This is a genomic window from Streptomyces rugosispiralis (genome assembly GCF_024505145.1).
Classification (GTDB): domain Bacteria; phylum Actinomycetota; class Actinomycetes; order Streptomycetales; family Streptomycetaceae; genus Streptomyces; species Streptomyces rugosispiralis.
In genome coordinates, this window is record NZ_JANIAA010000035.1 from 95,028 (window position 1) to 110,521 (window position 15,494).

A 15,494-nucleotide genomic window follows, 5' to 3' on the forward strand; every position below is an offset into this window, starting at 1 on the left:
CCCATCGGTGCGACGGTACCACCAGGCGGTCCGAGGCCCCGGAGTCGGCTACGCCGGTATGACGGTGACCAGGTCGGCGGGCATCCGGCCTCGGAGGTCATCCCACTCGCCCGCGCTGATATGGCGCTGCAGGGCCTCCAGAACGGTGTGGACCAGTTGTTCGGTGCCGCCCTGGACCGAGTACGGGAAGTCGTGCCGGATCCGCTGGAAGAACTCCTCGCTGTGCATCTTCACGGGCGTCTCCGCGGGTCTCCACCCCTCGTAGTAGACGCCGCGCACCAGCATCGGGAGCTGTGCGCCGAACTGGACGGCCTCGTCCACCGTCAGCCGGTCCCGCAGCTGGTGCAGCACCGCGCGCAGGGCGGCGTAGGACTGTTTACGGCGCTCCTTGGGCCAGCCGTACGCGTCCTCGATCTCCTTGAGGAGCCGGTTGGTCTTGTCCACGGTCGTGTCGAACGCGGGAAAGCCTGTCGCAACCATCGTGTTCGTCCTTTCGATGCCTCAGCGGCCTCCTGGGGCGCTGGAGTGGCGGCTGGGTGTCGGATCGCCGCTCGGGCGGGTGAGGCCGTCGGCGGTGTGGCCGAGGTGGTCATGGATGTGGTGGACGGCCATCGCCCCCTCGCCGGCCGCCGAGGTCACCCGCTTGACCGAACAGCGGTGCCCCCGGCCCTCCCAGACACCCGCCGCCGACAGGGTGCCGTGGTGCTCGGTGATCGCGACGGTGCCGCTGAGGACGACGAGGAAGTCCGTGCCCCGGCCGCCCTCGCGGATGATCGCCTCACCGGGCGCCACCGACCGGCGGGTGCCGCTCCCTCCGGTGCGGCGTCCGGGGAACGGTCCTCGCCCGGCATCAGGCCATGGCCTCGTGGGCGTAACACCACCGCCAGGTCTCGCCCGGTTCCATGGGCTCGACGATGGGGTGTTCCTCGGCGTACGCGTGGGCACGGGCGTGCTTGAGCGGCGAGGAGTCGCAGCACCCCACGTGTCCGCAGGTCAGGCAGAGCCGCAGATGGACCCAGGGGGACCCCAGGCGCAGGCACTCCTCGCACCCCTCGGGGCTGCGGGGGGTGACCTGGCGCACCATCGACAGGTGCGGATCGGGCTCGATGGCCATGGCGTTCACCCTTCCTCGTTTCCAGGATGAGCAGGGACGGGACGGCCCGCACCTCGAACCGCGGCGCGGTCCGGAGGGTGCGGCCGACGACGGGACGGCGCGGTCCGGAGGGCGCGGTCGATGGCGGGGCGGGACGGTCCGGTGCGGCCGATGGCGGGACGGGACGGTCCGGTGCGGCATCGCGCTCACGCGGCCTTCCCGAGTGCGGCGATCTCCGGGTGCCGTTCGTAGCTGACCACCAACTCGCCGTGCCGGCCGTCCACCTTGACGGTGGCGCCCTCCTCGACGTCGCCGCGCAGCAGGGCGCGCCCGATGAGGGTCTCCACCTCATGGGAGATGTAGCGGCGCAGCGGGCGGGCCCCGTACACCGGGTCATAGCCCTCGTGGGCGATCACCTCACGCCCGGCCGGGGTCAGCTCGACGGCGATCAGGCGCTCGGCCAGCCGCTTGCGCAACTCGTCGAACTGCAGCTCCACGATCCGCTCGATCTGCGGCTCGCCGAGCGGCTTGAACAGCACGATGTCATCGACCCGGTTGAGGAACTCGGGGCGGAAGTGGCCGCGCAGCTCGCTCATCACCAGGCCCCGGGCGTCCGGCTTGAGCTCGCCCGCGGAGGTGACGCCGTCGAGCAGGTGCAGCGAGCCGATGTTGGAGGTCATGATGATCACGGTGTTGCGGAAGTCCACCAGCCGCCCCTGGGCGTCGGTGATCCGGCCGTCGTCCAGGACCTGCAGCAGGGTGTTGAAGACATCGGTGTGCGCCTTCTCGATCTCGTCGAAGAGCACCACCGAGTACGGCTTGCGCCGCACCGCCTCGGTGAGCTGGCCGCCCTCCTCGTAGCCGACGTACCCCGGCGGGGCGCCGACCAGCCGGCTGACCGTGTGCCGCTCCTGGTACTCGCTCATGTCCAGGCGGATCATGTTCTCCTCGGTGTCGAAGAGCGCGGCGGCCAGCGTCTTGGCCAGCTCGGTCTTCCCGACGCCGGTGGGCCCGAGGAAGATGAACGAGCCGATCGGGCGGCGCGGGTCCCGGATGCCCGAGCGGGCCCGGATGATGGCGTCGGAGACCAGCTTGACCGCCTCGTCCTGGCCGATGACCCGCTCCTGGAGGATCTCGTCCAGCCGCAGCAGCTTCTCCCGCTCGCCCTCCTGGAGGCGGGAGACCGGGATCCCGGTCCAGGCGGAGACGATGTCGGCGATCTCCTCCTCGGTGACCACCTCGCGCAGCAGCCGGTGCGCGCCCTGCTTGGCGGCCAGTTGCTCCTCCTCGGCTGCCAGCTTGCGCTCCAGCTCCCGGAGCCTGCCGTAGCGCAGTTCGGCGGCGCGGTCGAGGTCGTAGGCGCGTTCGGCCTCCTCGGCCTCGCGGCGCATCTCCTCCAGCTCCCGGCGCAGGTCCTGTACCCGGCGGATGGACTGCCGCTCGGCCTCCCACTGGGCGTGCTTGGCGTCGGCCTCGGCGCGCAGATCGGCCAGCTCCCGGCGCAGCTCCTCCAGCCGCTGGCCGCTGGCCGGGTCGGTCTCCTTGGCGAGCGCGGCCTCCTCGATCTCCAGCCGGGTGACCCGGCGGGTGATCCCGTCCAGTTCGGCGGGCATGGAGTCGATCTCGGTACGCAGCCGGGCACATGCCTCGTCCACCAGGTCGATGGCCTTGTCCGGCAGGAACCGGTCGCTGATGTAGCGGTGGCTGAGGGTGGCGGCGGAGACCAGCGCGGTGTCCTGGATCTTGACGCCGTGGAAGACCTCGAGACGCTCGCGCAGGCCGCGCAGGATGGAGATGGTGTCCTCCACGGACGGCTCGTCCACCAGCACCATCTGGAAGCGGCGCTCCAGCGCGGCGTCCTTCTCGATGTGCTTGCGGTACTCGTCCAGGGTGGTCGCGCCGATCATGTGCAGTTCGCCGCGGGCCAGCATCGGCTTGAGCATGTTCCCGGCGTCCATGGCGCCCTCGGCCGCCCCCGCCCCGACCACGGTGTGCAGCTCGTCGACGAACAGCAGGATCCGCCCCTGGGCGGAGGTGACCTCGGTGAGCACGGCCTTGAGCCGCTCCTCGAACTCCCCGCGGTACTTCGCTCCGGCCACCAGCGAGCCCATGTCCAGGGCGAAGATGGTCTTGTCGCGCAGCCCCTCGGGGACGTCACCGCGGACGATGCGCTGGGCCAGTCCCTCCACGATGGCCGTCTTGCCGACGCCGGGGTCGCCGATGAGCACGGGGTTGTTCTTCGTCTTGCGGCTGAGGATCTGCGTCACCCGGCGGATCTCGGCGTCCCGGCCGATCACCGGGTCCAGCTTGCCCGAGCGGGCCTCCAGGACCAGGTCCCGGCCGTACTTCTCCAGCGCCTCGTACGCCATCTCGGGGTTGGCGGAGGTGACCCGCTGGCCGCCGCGCACCTGGGTGAGGGCGCCCAGGAACGCCTCCTTGGTGACGCCGTGCTCCTTGAGTACCCGCCCCGCCGCGGTGGCGGACCCCTCCTCGGTGAGCGCGAGCACCAGATGCTCCACCGAGACGTACTCGTCCTTCAGGCGTTTCGCCTCCCGCTCGGCGGTGTCCAGCAGCAGGGCCAGCCGCTGGGTGGCGAAGATCTGCCCCGGTGTGGCCCCGGGGCCGGTGACCCTGGGCTTGCGGGCCAGCTGCGCCTCCAGCATGGTGCGCACCGCCTCGGGGTCGGCGCCCAGCCGGCTGATCAGCCGGGGCGTCAGCCCGTCGGGCTGTTCGAGGAGGGCCAGCAGCAGATGCTCGCCGTCGATCTCGGTGTGGCCGTAACCCTGGGCCCTGGACTGGGCGTCATGGAGGGCTTCCTGGGACTTCTGGGTGAGGCGGTTCATGTCCATGGCGGTTCTTCACTCCTCGCGCCGCGGCGGCGCAGTGCGGCTTCGAGCCGGTTGATGCGGTCGAGCAGGTCGAGCACCAGACCGATGGAGGCGTAGTTGAGGCAGAGCCCGGTGTGCAGCCGTTCGACGCGGGCCAGCGCCGCCGGGGCGTCGAGGGCGAACACCAGCCGCCCGGCGGCGTCGCGCTCGGCGTCGATCAGGCCGAGGGCGACGAAGCGCCGGATCAGGTCGGGATGGAGTCCGGTGCGGCCGGCCACGGTCTCCAGGGAGAGCCTGCGCGCGGGCACCAGTTCGTAGTGGACGGATGCCACGGGCGGGTGGCGGGTGGCCGTGAAGGACCCGGGTACGTGAGTGCTCATCGCTCCCTCCGGGGGTCGAAGGAGGAGGTACGGCCCAGCTCCTCGAACAGCTCCCGTTCGCGGTCGCCGAGGCTGGGCGGCACCATGACGCGGATCTCGGCGTACAGATCGCCGTCGGGGCCGCGCGGGTCCGGCATGCCCTCGCCGCGCAGCCGCAGCCGGCGGCCGCCGGAGGAGCCGGGCGGGACGGTCACCTTGGCGGTGCCGCCGGGCGTGGGCACGGGGACGGTCGCGCCGAGCGCGGCCTCCCAGGGGGACACCGGCAGCGTCACATGGATATTCCGGCCGTCCAGCCGGAACCGCGGATGGGGCTGGATCCGCACCCGTAGGTACAGATCCCCGGCCGGTGCGTCACCGGTGCCCCGGCCGCCCTGCCCGGCCAGCCGGATGCGCTGCCCGTCGACGACGCCCGGCGGGACGTTCACCTCGAAGGCGCGCTGTCCCGTCGGCCCGGCCAGGGTGACGCCCCGGCGGCCGCCGTGGAAGGCGTCCTCGACGGTGAGCGGCAGCTCCGCCTCCTGGTCGGCCCCGGGGATGGTGACGCGGCCCGCGCCGCCCGCGCCCGGCCCCGCGCCGCCGCCGAAGAACGCGCCGAACAGGTCCTCGAAGTCCACCCCCTCGCCCTCGGCGTCCTCGCCGAAACCACGGGTGAACCGCACCCGGCCGCCGTCGCCGGCCGTCGTCCAGCCGCGGAAGCCACCGCCGCCGCCTGCGGCACCGGCCCCGACGCGCTCCTCCCAGTCCTCGGGGATCTTGCGGAAGTCCTCGCCGAACCGGTCGTAACGGGCCCGGGTCCTCGGGTCGGAGAGCACGCTGTAGGCGTCGTTCAGCTCCTTGAACCGCTCCTCGGCGTTCGGGTCCTTGTTCACATCGGGGTGGTGGCGGCGGGCCTGGGTGCGGAACGCCTGCTGGATCTCGTCCTGGCTCGCGCCCCGGGACACCCCCAGCACCTCGTAGTAGTCCCGTGCCATGGCCATCTCACTCCCGCTTCGCGACGGCCACGGCCACCGGCCGGAGCTGGCGGCCGGGCTCCCCGTAGCCGGGGCGCAGCACCTGGACCACGGTGCCCGGTTCGGCCTCGGGGTCCTCGACCACGCCGACCACCTCGTGCCGGGCCGGGTCGAACGGCACCCCCGTCTCGCCCTGCCGCTCGTAGCCGAGCCGGGCCAGGGCGGTCACGGCCTGGTCGTGGATGGCCTTGACACCCTCCACGATCGAGCCGGGGTCGGCCTCGGCGTGGGAGAGGGCCAGTTCGAGGTTGTCGACGACGGGCAGCAGCGCCATCGCCGTACGGGCCCGCTCGGCGGCCCGCTCCCGCTCCAGCTCCCTGGCGTGGCGCTTGCGCAGGTTCTCCAGGTCGGCCAGGGCGCGGCGCCAGCGGTCGTCGAGCTCGGCCAGCGCGGCGGCCTGCTCGGCGGCCCGCTCGTCGGCCCGTACGTCGGCCCGTACGTCGGTCTCACCGACGTCGGGGCCGCCGGCCGCGTCCGGGCCGAGGCCCTCGCCGCCCGCGCCGCGCGCCTCCGCGGCGCCCGGGGCGGGCAGGCCCTGCTCCTGCTCGGGCTCCGTCACGGCGCCCTCCGGCACCGGGTCGGGCTGCTGCGGTTGAGTGGGCTGCTGCGGTTGAGTGGACATGGCGGCCTCTCGGTGAGCCTCTGTCGGATGGGTCAGCCCTTGTCGAACTCGGCGTCGATCACGTCCTCGTCGCCCCCGCCACGCCCGGCCCCGGTGTCCTGGGCGCCGCCCGCCCCTGGCCCACCGGCCGGGCCGCCCGCGCCCGCACCGCCCGCGCCCGCACCGGCCGTCCCATGGGCGGCCAGGCCCGCGTAGACCTGCTGGAGCTCGGAGGCCAGCGGCCTGGTCCGGTCGGTCCCGGCCTCGTTCCTGACCGCCTGGCGGGCGTCGTTCACCAGCATCTCGGCGCGCGATCTCTCATGGGACGGCACCGCGTCGCCCAGTTCGGAGAGGCGCTTCTCGACCTGGTAGGCCCCGGTGTCCAGTTCGTTGCGCGCGTCCACGGCCTCGCGCAGCGCCTGGTCCTCGCCACGGTTGCGCTCGGCCTCCTGGACCATCCGCTCGACCTCGCCGCGTTCGAGGTTGCCGGTCTCGCTGATCTGGATGGACTGCTCCTTGCCGGTGTCCCGGTCGCGGGCGGTGACGTTGAGGATGCCATTGGCGTCGATATCGAAGGTCACCTCGACCTGCGGTTCGCCGCGCGGCGCCGGGCGGATGCCGGTCAGCTGGAAGCGGCCGAGCACCCGGTTGTCGGCGGCCCGCTCGCGCTCGCCCTGGAGGATCACGATGTCCACGGCCTGCTGGCCGTCCTCGGCCGTGGAGAAGGTCTCGGTGCGGCGCACCGGAATGGTGGTGTTCCGCTCGATGATCTTCGTCATCACACCGCCGCGGGTCTCGACGCCCAGCGACAGCGGGGTGACATCGAGCAGCAGGACGTCCTTGACCTCGCCCTTGAGCACCCCGGCCTGGATCGCGGCGCCCAGGGCCACCACCTCGTCCGGGTTGACGCTCATATTGGGCTCCTTGCCGCCGGTCAGCCGGCGGACCAGGGCCTGTACGGCGGGCATCCGGGTCGAGCCGCCGACCAGGATCACCTCGTCGATGTCGCTCTCGCCGACCTTGGCGTCGGCCATGGCCTGCTGCACCGGGCCCAGACAGCGCTCCACCAGATCGACGGTGATCTGCTCGAAGGTGGACCGCATCACGGTCTCGGTCAGATGTTTGGGACCGGAGGCGTCCGCGGTGATGAACGGCAGGTTGAGCTGGGTCTGGGTCACCGAGCTCAGCTCGGTCTTGGCCTTCTCCGCGGCCTCGAAGAGCCGCTGCAGCGCCTGCGGGTCCCGGCGCAGATCGATGCCGTTCTCCCGCTGGAAGGTGTCGGCGAGGTGGTCGACCAGCCGCCGGTCGAAGTCGTCGCCGCCCAGGTGGCTGTCGCCCGCGGTGGAGCGGACCTCCACCACCCCGTCCCCGACGTCGAGGATGGACACGTCGAAGGTGCCGCCGCCGAGGTCGAAGACGAGGACGGTCTCATGGCCCTTCTTGTCCAGGCCGTAGGCGAGGGCGGCCGCGGTCGGCTCGTTGATGATCCGCAGTACGGTCAGACCGGCGATCTCCCCGGCGTCCTTGGTGGCGCTGCGCTGGGCGTCGTTGAAGTACGCGGGCACCGTGATGACCGCCTCGGTCACCCGCTCGCCCAGCTGCTTCCCTGCGTCGTCGGCCAGTTTGCGCAGCACCTGGGCGCTGATCTCCTCCGGCGAGTACAGCTTCTCGCGCACCTTGAAGCGGGCGAGGCCGCTCTCGTCCGGGACGACGTCGTAGGCGACCGCCTTGGCCTCGGCGGGGACCTCGTCGTAGTGGCGGCCGATGAACCGCTTGGCCGAATAGATGGTGCCCTTGGGGTTGAGGATCGCCTGGCGCCGGGCCAGCTGCCCCACCAGCCGTTCACCGGTGTCGGTGAAGGCCACCACCGACGGTGTGGTGCGGCTTCCCTCGGAGTTCGGGACGACCGAGGACTCACCGCCTTCCCATGCGGCGATCACCGAGTTGGTGGTACCCAGGTCGATGCCGACTGCCTTGGCCATGGCAACTCCTTCCGGGGCGGCCGCGGGCCACATGCGTCGCCCGGTCGGCCGCGGAAGCGGATCGGTGAACGGGGCCTCTCCTTCAAGGGTGACAAATCGGACAGGAATCGGCCCTGTGTCCCGGGGTCGAATATCGATGGCCCGAATGCGCCCACGGGACGAGGCCCGTGGAGCCGGTCCCCTCAGCCTGTGGAGCCGGTCCCCTCAGCCCGTGGATACGCCCTTCAGCCCGTGGATACGCCCTGCTCGACCCAGATCGTCTTGCCGTCCGTGCTCTGCCGGGTGCCCCAGCGCGTCGCCATCTGGGCCACCAGCATCAGACCCCGGCCGCCCTCGTCGAAGACCCGGGCCCGCCGCATATGGGGTGCCGTGCTGCTGGTGGCGGAGACCTCGCAGATGAGGTCGCGGTCGCGGATCAGCCGTAGCCGGATGGGCGGGCGGCCGTAGCGGATCGCGTTGGTGACCAGTTCGCTGACGATCAGCTCGGTGGTGAAGAGCCACTCCACCGGGACCCGTGGGCCAGACACGGCCCGGCGCCCCCGTCGGTGTCCCCACCTGCGCCCCCGTCGGCGCCCCCACCGGTGTCCCCGGCGCTGTCCCGGGTGGTCGGCTCGGCGCGCAGCTCGGCCGCCGGCCGCCCCACGACCTCCTCGGCGCGGTAGCCCAGCAGCCGCCGCGCGCCCTCGCTCCACCCGGTCATCACGCCGTGGTCGTCGACCGTGGCGGTGGCCAGACCGAGGGCGCCGGGCGGGGGGTCCGGCCGGATTCGGGGGGCGGTGGGGTCGGGGGGCGTCATCGGACATCGTCTCGACGGTTCATGGATCTCGACGGTTCATGGAACTCGACGGGTTCATGGATCTCGACGGGTTCATGGGTGGGGCGGAAGCCACTCGATCATCAAAATCGTGGCGTCGTCGTTGAGGTCGCCGTGCCGGTGGGCGACGATCGTGTGGATGAGCAGCCGGAGCACCTCGGAGGCGTTCTGCCCGGCGGCCGTCGACCGGATGATGTGGTCGGCGAAGCGCTCCAGGCCGAACTGCTCGCCTTCCTCGTCGCGCGAGTCCACGACCCCGTCGGTGTAGAGCAGGACGCGGTCACCGGGCTCCAGCGTCGTCTCATAGATCCGGCGGGGCGCGTCCGACAGCCGCGCGGGCAGCCCCAGCGGCGGTTCGGGAGGCCGCTCCAGCTCCTTGCCCAGCAGCCGCTGGCGGCGGATGACCAGTGGCGTGGGGTGGCCGCAGTTGGACCAGCGCAGCGCCCCGCTGGGCATGTGCAGCTGGAGGAAGATGCCGGTGCAGAACTGGTCCGGAAGCCATTTGGCCAGCGCCTCGTCCACGGTGGTGACCAGGGCCGCCAGGTCGGCGCCGGTGCGCCGGGCGTTGCGGCTGCCCGCCATCGCCACCGAGGTGGTCAGCCCGGACGCCAGGTCGTGGCCCATCGCGTCGAGGATGGTGGCGTGCAGGACGTCCTCGGTGAACGAGTGGTCGAAGGCATCGCCTCCCAGCTCGTACGCGGGCTCCAGAACGGCCGTGGAGACCACCCGGCCGGTGCCGATGGAGCGGGGCGGGAGGAAGGCCCGCAGCATCTCGGTGGGCAACTCCATGGACCGGGTGCGGGTGCGCTGCGCGAAGGTGTCGAGGTAGGTCCGCTTGGACGTGGTGACCAGGGCGAGGAGCGAGGCCAGCATCCGGCAGCGCCAGAGCGTGAGCCCGTCCAGGGAGGCCATCCGCAGCCGCAGCACCCCCAGCCGCTCCGCGCCGTTCATCAGCGGCAGCCATACGGCCAGCCCGCCCGTGCCGTCCTCCTCGATGCGTACCGAGTCGGTGCGGTAGGCGAATCCGGCCAGGGAGTCGTCGAGCTCCAGGCGCGGCTCGCCCTCGTCGAGCGGCATCAGCAGCCGCTGCTGGAGGTCGATCAGGTAGACGACCGCGTGGCCCATGCCCATGGCCTCGGTGTAGTGGTCCAGGGCCACCGGGAGCTCTGCCGGTGATGCCTCGTGGGTGGCCCTGAGCAGTTCGTCCAGCAGCTGCTCAGCGGTCTCGGCCGAGGTCGACACGTTCGCGTCCACCATGCGGTCAACCTTACGGCGGCGGGCACGGCGACGCCCGGGGCATCACCGGGATCACGGGGGCGTGGGCACCGGCTCCCGGGGGACGGCGGCGGGCGTGCGCGGGGGTTCGCCGGGGGCCAGGGCCTCCGCCAGGGCCTCCCGCGCTACGGCCTGGCGTACGACGGTCTTCCGTACGGCGGCGGTCTCCGGCACGGCCACGGGGGCTTCGCGTACGGCGGTCTCGGGTACGGCGGGTTCGGGTACGGCGGGTTCGGGTACGGCGGTCTCGGGTACGGCGGTCTCTCGTACGACCACGGTGTCCCCGCGCACCCCCGCACCCACCCCCGACCGCGGAGCCCGGGAGAGCAGGACCACCCCGCGGGCGGCCGCCGCCGCGCCCGCGGCGGCCAGGGCCCAGCCGCCCGGACCGCCCCGGAACCGCTCGTCCAGCAGCACGATCCCGATGGCGGCCGCCGCCACCGGGTTGGCCAGGGTCAGGGTGGCCAGGGGCGCGCCGAGGCCGCTGCCGTAGGCGCTCTGGGACAGCAGCAGACCGCTCACCGCGAACGCCGCGACCAGCACGGCCACGACCGCGGTCCGCCAGGAGACCAGGGCCGCCCCGGGGGCGCGGGAGTCGGCGAGCGCGACCGTGAGGGTCTGGGTGAGCGCCGAGGCGACGCCGGAGGCGACCCCGGACGCGGTGGCGAACCGCAGCCCCCGGCCCGGCGTTCCGCGTCCCCCGCGCCCCGGCCGGACGCACAGCCCGATGAACGCCAGCACGACGCCCGCGAGCCCGACCGCCTCCGGCAGGCTCAGCGTCTCGCGCGGGGCCTCCCCGGCGGTGACCGGCAGCAGGGCGCCGAGGCCGAGCAGCGCCAGGACCACGCCCCGCCACTCGTCCCGGACCACCCGCCGCCCCGCGAGTCGCGCGCCCAGCGGGACGGCCGCCACCAGGGTCAGCGCGCCGAGCGGCTGGACCAGGGTGAGCGGTCCGTACCGCAGCGCGGCCACATGCAGCAGGGCACCGGTGGAGTTGAGGCCGACCGCTCCCCACCAGGCGCCGCGCAGCAGCAGCCGCGGCATGCGCTCCGGCCGGCGCCGGCCGCCCGCGGCCAGCCGCTCCTGGGCCACGGCCGCGGTCGCGTAGGCGACGGCCGAGGCGAGCGCGAGTGCGACGGCTATGACGGTCGGGTTCATCCCACCGTGCCTTCCTCTGGGCACTGTCTGCCTGCCGGCCAGCGGCGCTATCGGCACACAGACGTATCGATACGAGAGTGTACCGGTGCAGGGGCGTATCGGTACAAGCGCGTATCGGTACAAGCGCGTATCGGTACGCGGATGTGTCGGTACACTGCGTGGTCGGGGAGGGGAGCCGGAGTCCGGTGGACCGAGGAGGAGGACCCGATGGCGACGCAGAGCCCGGAGACGGACGCGCCGCAGCGCCGTTCCAAGATCACTCCCGAACGGGAGCAGGAGTTCTACCAGGCGGTCCTCGATCTGCTCCAGGAGGGCGGCTACGAGGCCCTCACCATCGAGGCGGTCGCCGCCCGCACCCGCGCCAGCCGCTCCACCCTCTACCGGCAGTGGTGCACCAAGCCCCAGCTCGTCGTCGCCGCGCTGCGCTCGTGCAAGCGCCCCTTCGCGCTGGAGGGCATCGACACCGGCTCCCTCGCGGGCGATCTGCGCGCCGTGGCGGAGGCCGTGGGCGAGGCGGGGGAGGTGTGCGGCGGTGACACCGCGCTGGTGTACGCCCTCGGGCACGCCGCGCTGCAGAACCCCGATCTGCTGCAGGCGCTGCGCGCCGCGCTGATCGAGCACGAGGTGAAGACGATCCAGGCGATGGTCCGCCGGGGCGTGGAGCGCGGCGAGGTGGCCGCGGACAACCCCGCCGTGGAGTTCGTCCCCACCCAGCTGATCGGCGCGATGCGAGTCCGCCATCTGCTCGAGGGGCGGGTCGCCGACCGCGCGTATCTGACGCGCTTCCTCGAGGCGTCGGTCTTCCCCGCGCTGGGGCTGGCGCCGTAAGGCCGTCGGCCGGGCTGCCCGGGCGTCAGATGATGGGTGGGCGGCCCAGCTTGGTCATGTGCCACACCGTGCGCCAGCGCATCGGACGGCGCCCCCCGCAGCCGGTGCGCAGCCCCTCCAGGAAGCCGCCCGCCCAGGCCCGCAGTCCGGTCAGGGAGCGGGTGCGGGCGAGCGTGAGCAGCGTCCAGGTGGCCAGATAGAGCGGCACCAGCGGCAGCGGCAGATGACGGCGGGCCAGCCAGACCCGGTTACGGGCGGTCATCCGGTAGTAGACGGCGTGCCGGGCGGGGGAGGTCCGGGGGTGCTGGAGCAGCAGTTCGGGGACGTAGACGACCTTCCAGCGCGCGTCGAGGGCCCGCCAGGCGAGGTCGGTCTCCTCATGGGTGAAGAAGAACTCGTCCGGCCAGCCGCCGATCTGCTCCAGCATCGCCATCGACAGGCCGTGGGCGCCGCCGAGGAAGGTGGTCACCTCGCCGCCGCGCATCGGGTCGGACGCGCGCAGCCGGGGCACGTGGCGGCGCTGGGTCTCGCCCGTCTCGTCGGCGATGCGGAAGCTCACGATGCCCAGGCGCGGGTCCTCGGCGTACAGATCGCGCACCCGGCGGAAGACATCGGCGTCCACCAGCAGCCCGTCGTCGTCGAGGTCGATCACCACGTCCACGTCGCCGAACTCGCGCAGCCGCCGCCAGGCGACGTTACGGCCGCCCGAGACCCCGAGGTTCTCGGCCAGCTCGACCGCGGTCACCTCGGCGGGCAACTCCGGGAGCGGGGAGCCGTTGCCGACGACCACGACGCGGGCCGGAGGCACGTCCTGTTTCGCGACCGACTCCAGCAGGGCGGCCACCTCTCTGGGCCGGTTGCCCATGGTCAGGATGGCGATACCCAGGCGTGGTTCGGGGGCGGCGGGCACGGTGGGACTCCAGAGTTCGGTTGCGATGCCCGCGATCGTAACCGTTCACTCAGAAGGGTACTTCCGTACGGCTGATGTTCATCAAGGACTGCCCTTGAACCAAGGGAACCCTAGGTTACCGCGCACGCCTGACCAGCGCCTATGACCAGGCACGACTGAGCCCCGCCCAGCGCAACGGGGGATGCGCATGGACGGGGCAGCCAGGTGTGTTACCGGGGCTGGTGACCCTTGGCTTGGATCTTCGCTCGCATCCTGGCCACAAGGTCAGCGTGTGCCCAGTCTTGCAACGCCTTGCCGCGTCCAGTCTTCTCTACGAGCTGCGCCCCCTTCACCCGCCCGGGACGCTTGCTCAGTCGGATCTCCTTCGCCACTGTCTTCCCCCTCTCAGATTTTCCCCGTGGCAGCGAGCGTGATGAGCGCGGAGCACGCCACGTAAACGGCCAGATGGAACGACGCGTCAGCCAGCCAGCGCACTGCCCGCCTCACCGCTGCGCCAACCGGTCACGTACGGCTTGAGCGCGGGGCACCCCTTCGGCGGTAAGCCGTTCGATTTCCCTGCGCAACCGCTGTTCTACGGCCAGATCACACCGGGCGCATTCACAAGGTGGCCACGCGTCCGACAAGAGGGGTTCCAGCTCGTCAGTGGCAGTGTCGTAGACCTTCGTCGGCTCGAAGGTCTGCCCGCTGTCCCGTGACACGCGAACGGTCATGCGACCACTTCCGGCCCTACTCATGCGGACGTCTCAGCGGCCGGTGTGGGGCTTACGGCACTCTCTTCTTTGTCCGGTACCGGCAGCCGCATTCCGCGTGACTCAGCGACCCTCAGAGCGTCGCTGAGGCATTCGGCCAGTCGGGTGCCGACATACCTCAGCTCTCCGTGCGATGCCTTCGTATCCTTAAGCACTTTAAGTGCGTACTCAAGGACGTCCGTCCCCATGCCGAGTTGTGCCGCTTCCATTTCGTCGGCGAGTTTGGATACGTATCCGCCGTCATCGGCCCCACTCAGCAAGCATGGCCTGCCGTCGTCCGTCGTCCAGGGGAGTAATCGGGGAACGTGCCCCGTCGAAATATCGGCAAGGTTCTGCCGTCGCCATCGGTCGCCTTCCGTCCTCTGCATGGTGCGGCCCCCTTTGCCGTCAGTCGGTAAAGGGGACCGTATGAGCCGACGGCCCATCAATCCATACGCAGAGCGGAGCAGTTCAAAAAAGCTGCGCGCCGAACTACCACGCTCCGCAGTAGCTAGCCAGTGATCCCAAGGTGAGTTGCCATGCTCCGCATCTCTTCCGTCAGCGTCCGCTTGCGGTTCTTGAGGATATCTTCCATCACGCGTCGTGCCATGGGCTGATGAGTGATCCACACGTCACCAGTTTCACGAAGGTTGACAAGCTCATCCATGGCGTCTTGGTGGGACCCCAGTAGGACGTGAGCGTGGGCAACGTCAAGCCGATGGCGACCCCAGTTGTTCGTGTTCAAGCGGCCGAAGTTTTTCACGGCCTTGGGGCTGAGTGGACCTTCGTCGGCCCGCCGCAGAACGCCACGCGCATCACCGGCAAGGGCTAGGTCCTCAACCGCCTTCGCCTCAGCGGTCACAGGGCCGAAGGCGCTCCAATGCGAAGGGAATTCGGCGTGTTCCCGTTCCAGCGCCCCCGCAGCAGTAGCCGCCATTCGTCGGGCCTGCTTTGCCTCATCCTGCCGGTTGTTTCTCCGGGCAGCAGCGGCAACCCTGAGCCACAGCTCACCCCACACAGCAAGCTGCGCGGGCGTCGCCTGGGACATGCGCGGTTCAATTTCCGCTGCCGTCTGTGCTGCAAGGTGTTCGCTCTCGTCAAACCGGTCTTGCCGGAGCAACAACCAGCACAGCCCTACAACTCCCGTTGCCGCCACCTGAGTTTGCCCTGTCTCGCGGGCAAGCCGGATGGCCTCAGCGAGTGCGTAATAGGCCATGTCGTATTGACGAACCTGCGTCAGGTACTTCCCCGTGAGTAACAGCGCATGAGCCCGCGCGATCATCGCGTGTTGCTGCTCTTCACCCTCAAGGGTGGACACGGCAGCCTCAGAGGAACGTAGCAAGTCGGGGAGCTTCTGCGCAACGGACGTGTACCGGTCGGCCTGGTAGAGCGCGTGGCCGTCCTGAACGCGCTGCCGGATGCCGGACGGCTCCTCAGCCTCACCAGGCTCCGACAAGGGCGCAGCGAGCCCAATAGGGGGCATGAGGGCGCGCCTCAGCTCAGCGAGGTAACGGCGGTTCGCTTTATCCTGCGGACCCAGTACGGACTTTGGCGACTCGGTGGCGAACAGTGCGGATGTGGAGGCTCCTAGCGCGCGTGCAAGAGCGTGCAGGGTCTCCATGGTGACGTGGCCACCTTGTTCAACTTTTCGAACGGTACTCAGCGAGAGATCAGCCGCTTCGGCCAGCCCCTCTTGGCTGAGCCCGGCCGTGCGGCGGAGTTTCCTGATGTTGTCGGCCAATCCTGCGGACATCGGCACTCACCTCACGCCTAGGGTAGCCCTCGCCGTAGCTGAGCAACGCTGAGTGGTCAACCCAGAAGATCATCTGGTCTGCCGTCAGGGTCCTCCCCAGGTAGCGGGTACGGGGCTACATGCCTTGCGATAAG

General features: G+C 71.1%; 14 protein-coding genes and 1 pseudogene. 1 reads left to right on the top strand and 14 read right to left on the bottom strand.

What is annotated here, in order from left to right; all coding sequences use genetic code 11:
* Positions 1-48 precede the first annotated feature (48 nt).
* From NP777_RS35695 to NP777_RS35750, 12 genes and pseudogenes are all read right to left on the bottom strand, one after another.
* A complete protein-coding gene (locus NP777_RS35695; protein WP_256654335.1) occupies positions 49-480 on the bottom strand; it encodes a DUF2267 domain-containing protein in 432 nt (143 codons plus the stop codon).
* Between the two features lie 21 nt (positions 481-501).
* A complete protein-coding gene (locus NP777_RS35700; protein WP_256654351.1) occupies positions 502-792 on the bottom strand; it encodes a hypothetical protein in 291 nt (96 codons plus the stop codon).
* A 58-nt stretch (positions 793-850) separates the two neighbouring features.
* Positions 851-1,114, bottom strand: a complete 264-nt coding sequence (locus NP777_RS35705; protein ID WP_164433908.1) for a UBP-type zinc finger domain-containing protein — start codon at positions 1,112-1,114, stop codon at positions 851-853.
* A 185-nt stretch (positions 1,115-1,299) separates the two neighbouring features.
* A complete protein-coding gene (clpB, locus tag NP777_RS35710; protein WP_256654336.1) occupies positions 1,300-3,942 on the bottom strand; it encodes an ATP-dependent chaperone ClpB in 2,643 nt (880 codons plus the stop codon).
* Positions 3,933-4,301 (bottom strand): chaperone modulator CbpM, encoded by a 369-nt coding sequence (locus tag NP777_RS35715; protein WP_256654337.1) that lies wholly within the window; start codon positions 4,299-4,301, stop codon positions 3,933-3,935. The genes clpB and NP777_RS35715 overlap by 10 nt, the downstream gene beginning before the upstream one ends.
* Complete coding sequence (locus NP777_RS35720; protein ID WP_256654349.1) at positions 4,298-5,272, bottom strand: DnaJ C-terminal domain-containing protein; 975 nt, start codon at positions 5,270-5,272, stop codon at positions 4,298-4,300. Before NP777_RS35720 ends, NP777_RS35715 begins: the two co-directional genes overlap by 4 nt.
* Positions 5,273-5,279: 7 nt before the next feature.
* Entirely contained in the window at positions 5,280-5,933 is a 654-nt protein-coding gene (locus NP777_RS35725; RefSeq protein ID WP_256654338.1) for a nucleotide exchange factor GrpE, read from the bottom strand.
* Between the two features lie 32 nt (positions 5,934-5,965).
* Positions 5,966-7,894, bottom strand: coding sequence for a molecular chaperone DnaK (gene dnaK / locus NP777_RS35730; RefSeq protein WP_256654339.1), 1,929 nt, complete (start codon positions 7,892-7,894; stop codon positions 5,966-5,968).
* Between the two features lie 224 nt (positions 7,895-8,118).
* Positions 8,119-8,397 (bottom strand): annotated as a pseudogene (locus tag NP777_RS35735) (ATP-binding protein); the annotation flags it as partial.
* On the bottom strand, positions 8,373-8,690 hold the full coding sequence (locus NP777_RS47845; RefSeq protein WP_305890452.1) for a PAS domain S-box protein: 318 nt from the start codon (positions 8,688-8,690) through the stop codon (positions 8,373-8,375). The gene NP777_RS47845 and the pseudogene NP777_RS35735, both read right to left, overlap by 25 nt.
* 72 nt (positions 8,691-8,762) lie before the next feature.
* Positions 8,763-9,965, bottom strand: a complete 1,203-nt coding sequence (locus NP777_RS35745) for a PP2C family protein-serine/threonine phosphatase (protein ID WP_256654340.1) — start codon at positions 9,963-9,965, stop codon at positions 8,763-8,765.
* Between the two features lie 51 nt (positions 9,966-10,016).
* Positions 10,017-11,141, bottom strand: a complete 1,125-nt coding sequence (locus NP777_RS35750; RefSeq protein ID WP_256654341.1) for a DMT family transporter — start codon at positions 11,139-11,141, stop codon at positions 10,017-10,019.
* Between the two features lie 207 nt (positions 11,142-11,348).
* Here NP777_RS35750 and NP777_RS35755 point away from each other — a divergent pair, with 207 nt between their 5' ends.
* Positions 11,349-11,969: a TetR/AcrR family transcriptional regulator gene (locus NP777_RS35755; RefSeq protein ID WP_037965831.1), complete on the top strand. Its 621-nt coding sequence runs from the start codon at positions 11,349-11,351 to the stop codon at positions 11,967-11,969.
* Between the two features lie 25 nt (positions 11,970-11,994).
* On the opposite strand, the gene NP777_RS35760 is transcribed toward NP777_RS35755, so the two are convergent.
* Complete coding sequence (locus tag NP777_RS35760; RefSeq protein WP_256654350.1) at positions 11,995-12,834, bottom strand: glycosyltransferase family 2 protein; 840 nt, start codon at positions 12,832-12,834, stop codon at positions 11,995-11,997.
* A 1,284-nt stretch (positions 12,835-14,118) separates the two neighbouring features.
* On the bottom strand, positions 14,119-15,360 hold the full coding sequence (locus NP777_RS35770; protein WP_256654343.1) for a helix-turn-helix domain-containing protein: 1,242 nt from the start codon (positions 15,358-15,360) through the stop codon (positions 14,119-14,121).
* Between the last annotated feature and the right edge of the window lie 134 nt (positions 15,361-15,494).

Coding starts and splice junctions, on each gene's coding strand:
- NP777_RS35695 (WP_256654335.1), bottom strand. CDS start 480: ATGGTTGCGACAGGCTTTCCCGCGTTCGACACGACCGTGGACAAGACC.
- NP777_RS35705 (WP_164433908.1), bottom strand. CDS start 1,114: ATGGCCATCGAGCCCGATCCGCACCTGTCGATGGTGCGCCAGGTCACC.
- clpB (WP_256654336.1), bottom strand. CDS start 3,942: ATGGACATGAACCGCCTCACCCAGAAGTCCCAGGAAGCCCTCCATGAC.
- NP777_RS35715 (WP_256654337.1), bottom strand. CDS start 4,301: ATGAGCACTCACGTACCCGGGTCCTTCACGGCCACCCGCCACCCGCCC.
- NP777_RS35720 (WP_256654349.1), bottom strand. CDS start 5,272: ATGGCACGGGACTACTACGAGGTGCTGGGGGTGTCCCGGGGCGCGAGC.
- NP777_RS35725 (WP_256654338.1), bottom strand. CDS start 5,933: ATGTCCACTCAACCGCAGCAGCCCACTCAACCGCAGCAGCCCGACCCG.
- dnaK (WP_256654339.1), bottom strand. CDS start 7,894: ATGGCCAAGGCAGTCGGCATCGACCTGGGTACCACCAACTCGGTGATC.
- NP777_RS47845 (WP_305890452.1), bottom strand. CDS start 8,690: ATGACGCCCCCCGACCCCACCGCCCCCCGAATCCGGCCGGACCCCCCG.
- NP777_RS35745 (WP_256654340.1), bottom strand. CDS start 9,965: ATGGTGGACGCGAACGTGTCGACCTCGGCCGAGACCGCTGAGCAGCTG.
- NP777_RS35750 (WP_256654341.1), bottom strand. CDS start 11,141: ATGAACCCGACCGTCATAGCCGTCGCACTCGCGCTCGCCTCGGCCGTC.
- NP777_RS35755 (WP_037965831.1), top strand. CDS start 11,349: ATGGCGACGCAGAGCCCGGAGACGGACGCGCCGCAGCGCCGTTCCAAG.
- NP777_RS35760 (WP_256654350.1), bottom strand. CDS start 12,834: ATGGGCAACCGGCCCAGAGAGGTGGCCGCCCTGCTGGAGTCGGTCGCG.
- NP777_RS35770 (WP_256654343.1), bottom strand. CDS start 15,360: ATGTCCGCAGGATTGGCCGACAACATCAGGAAACTCCGCCGCACGGCC.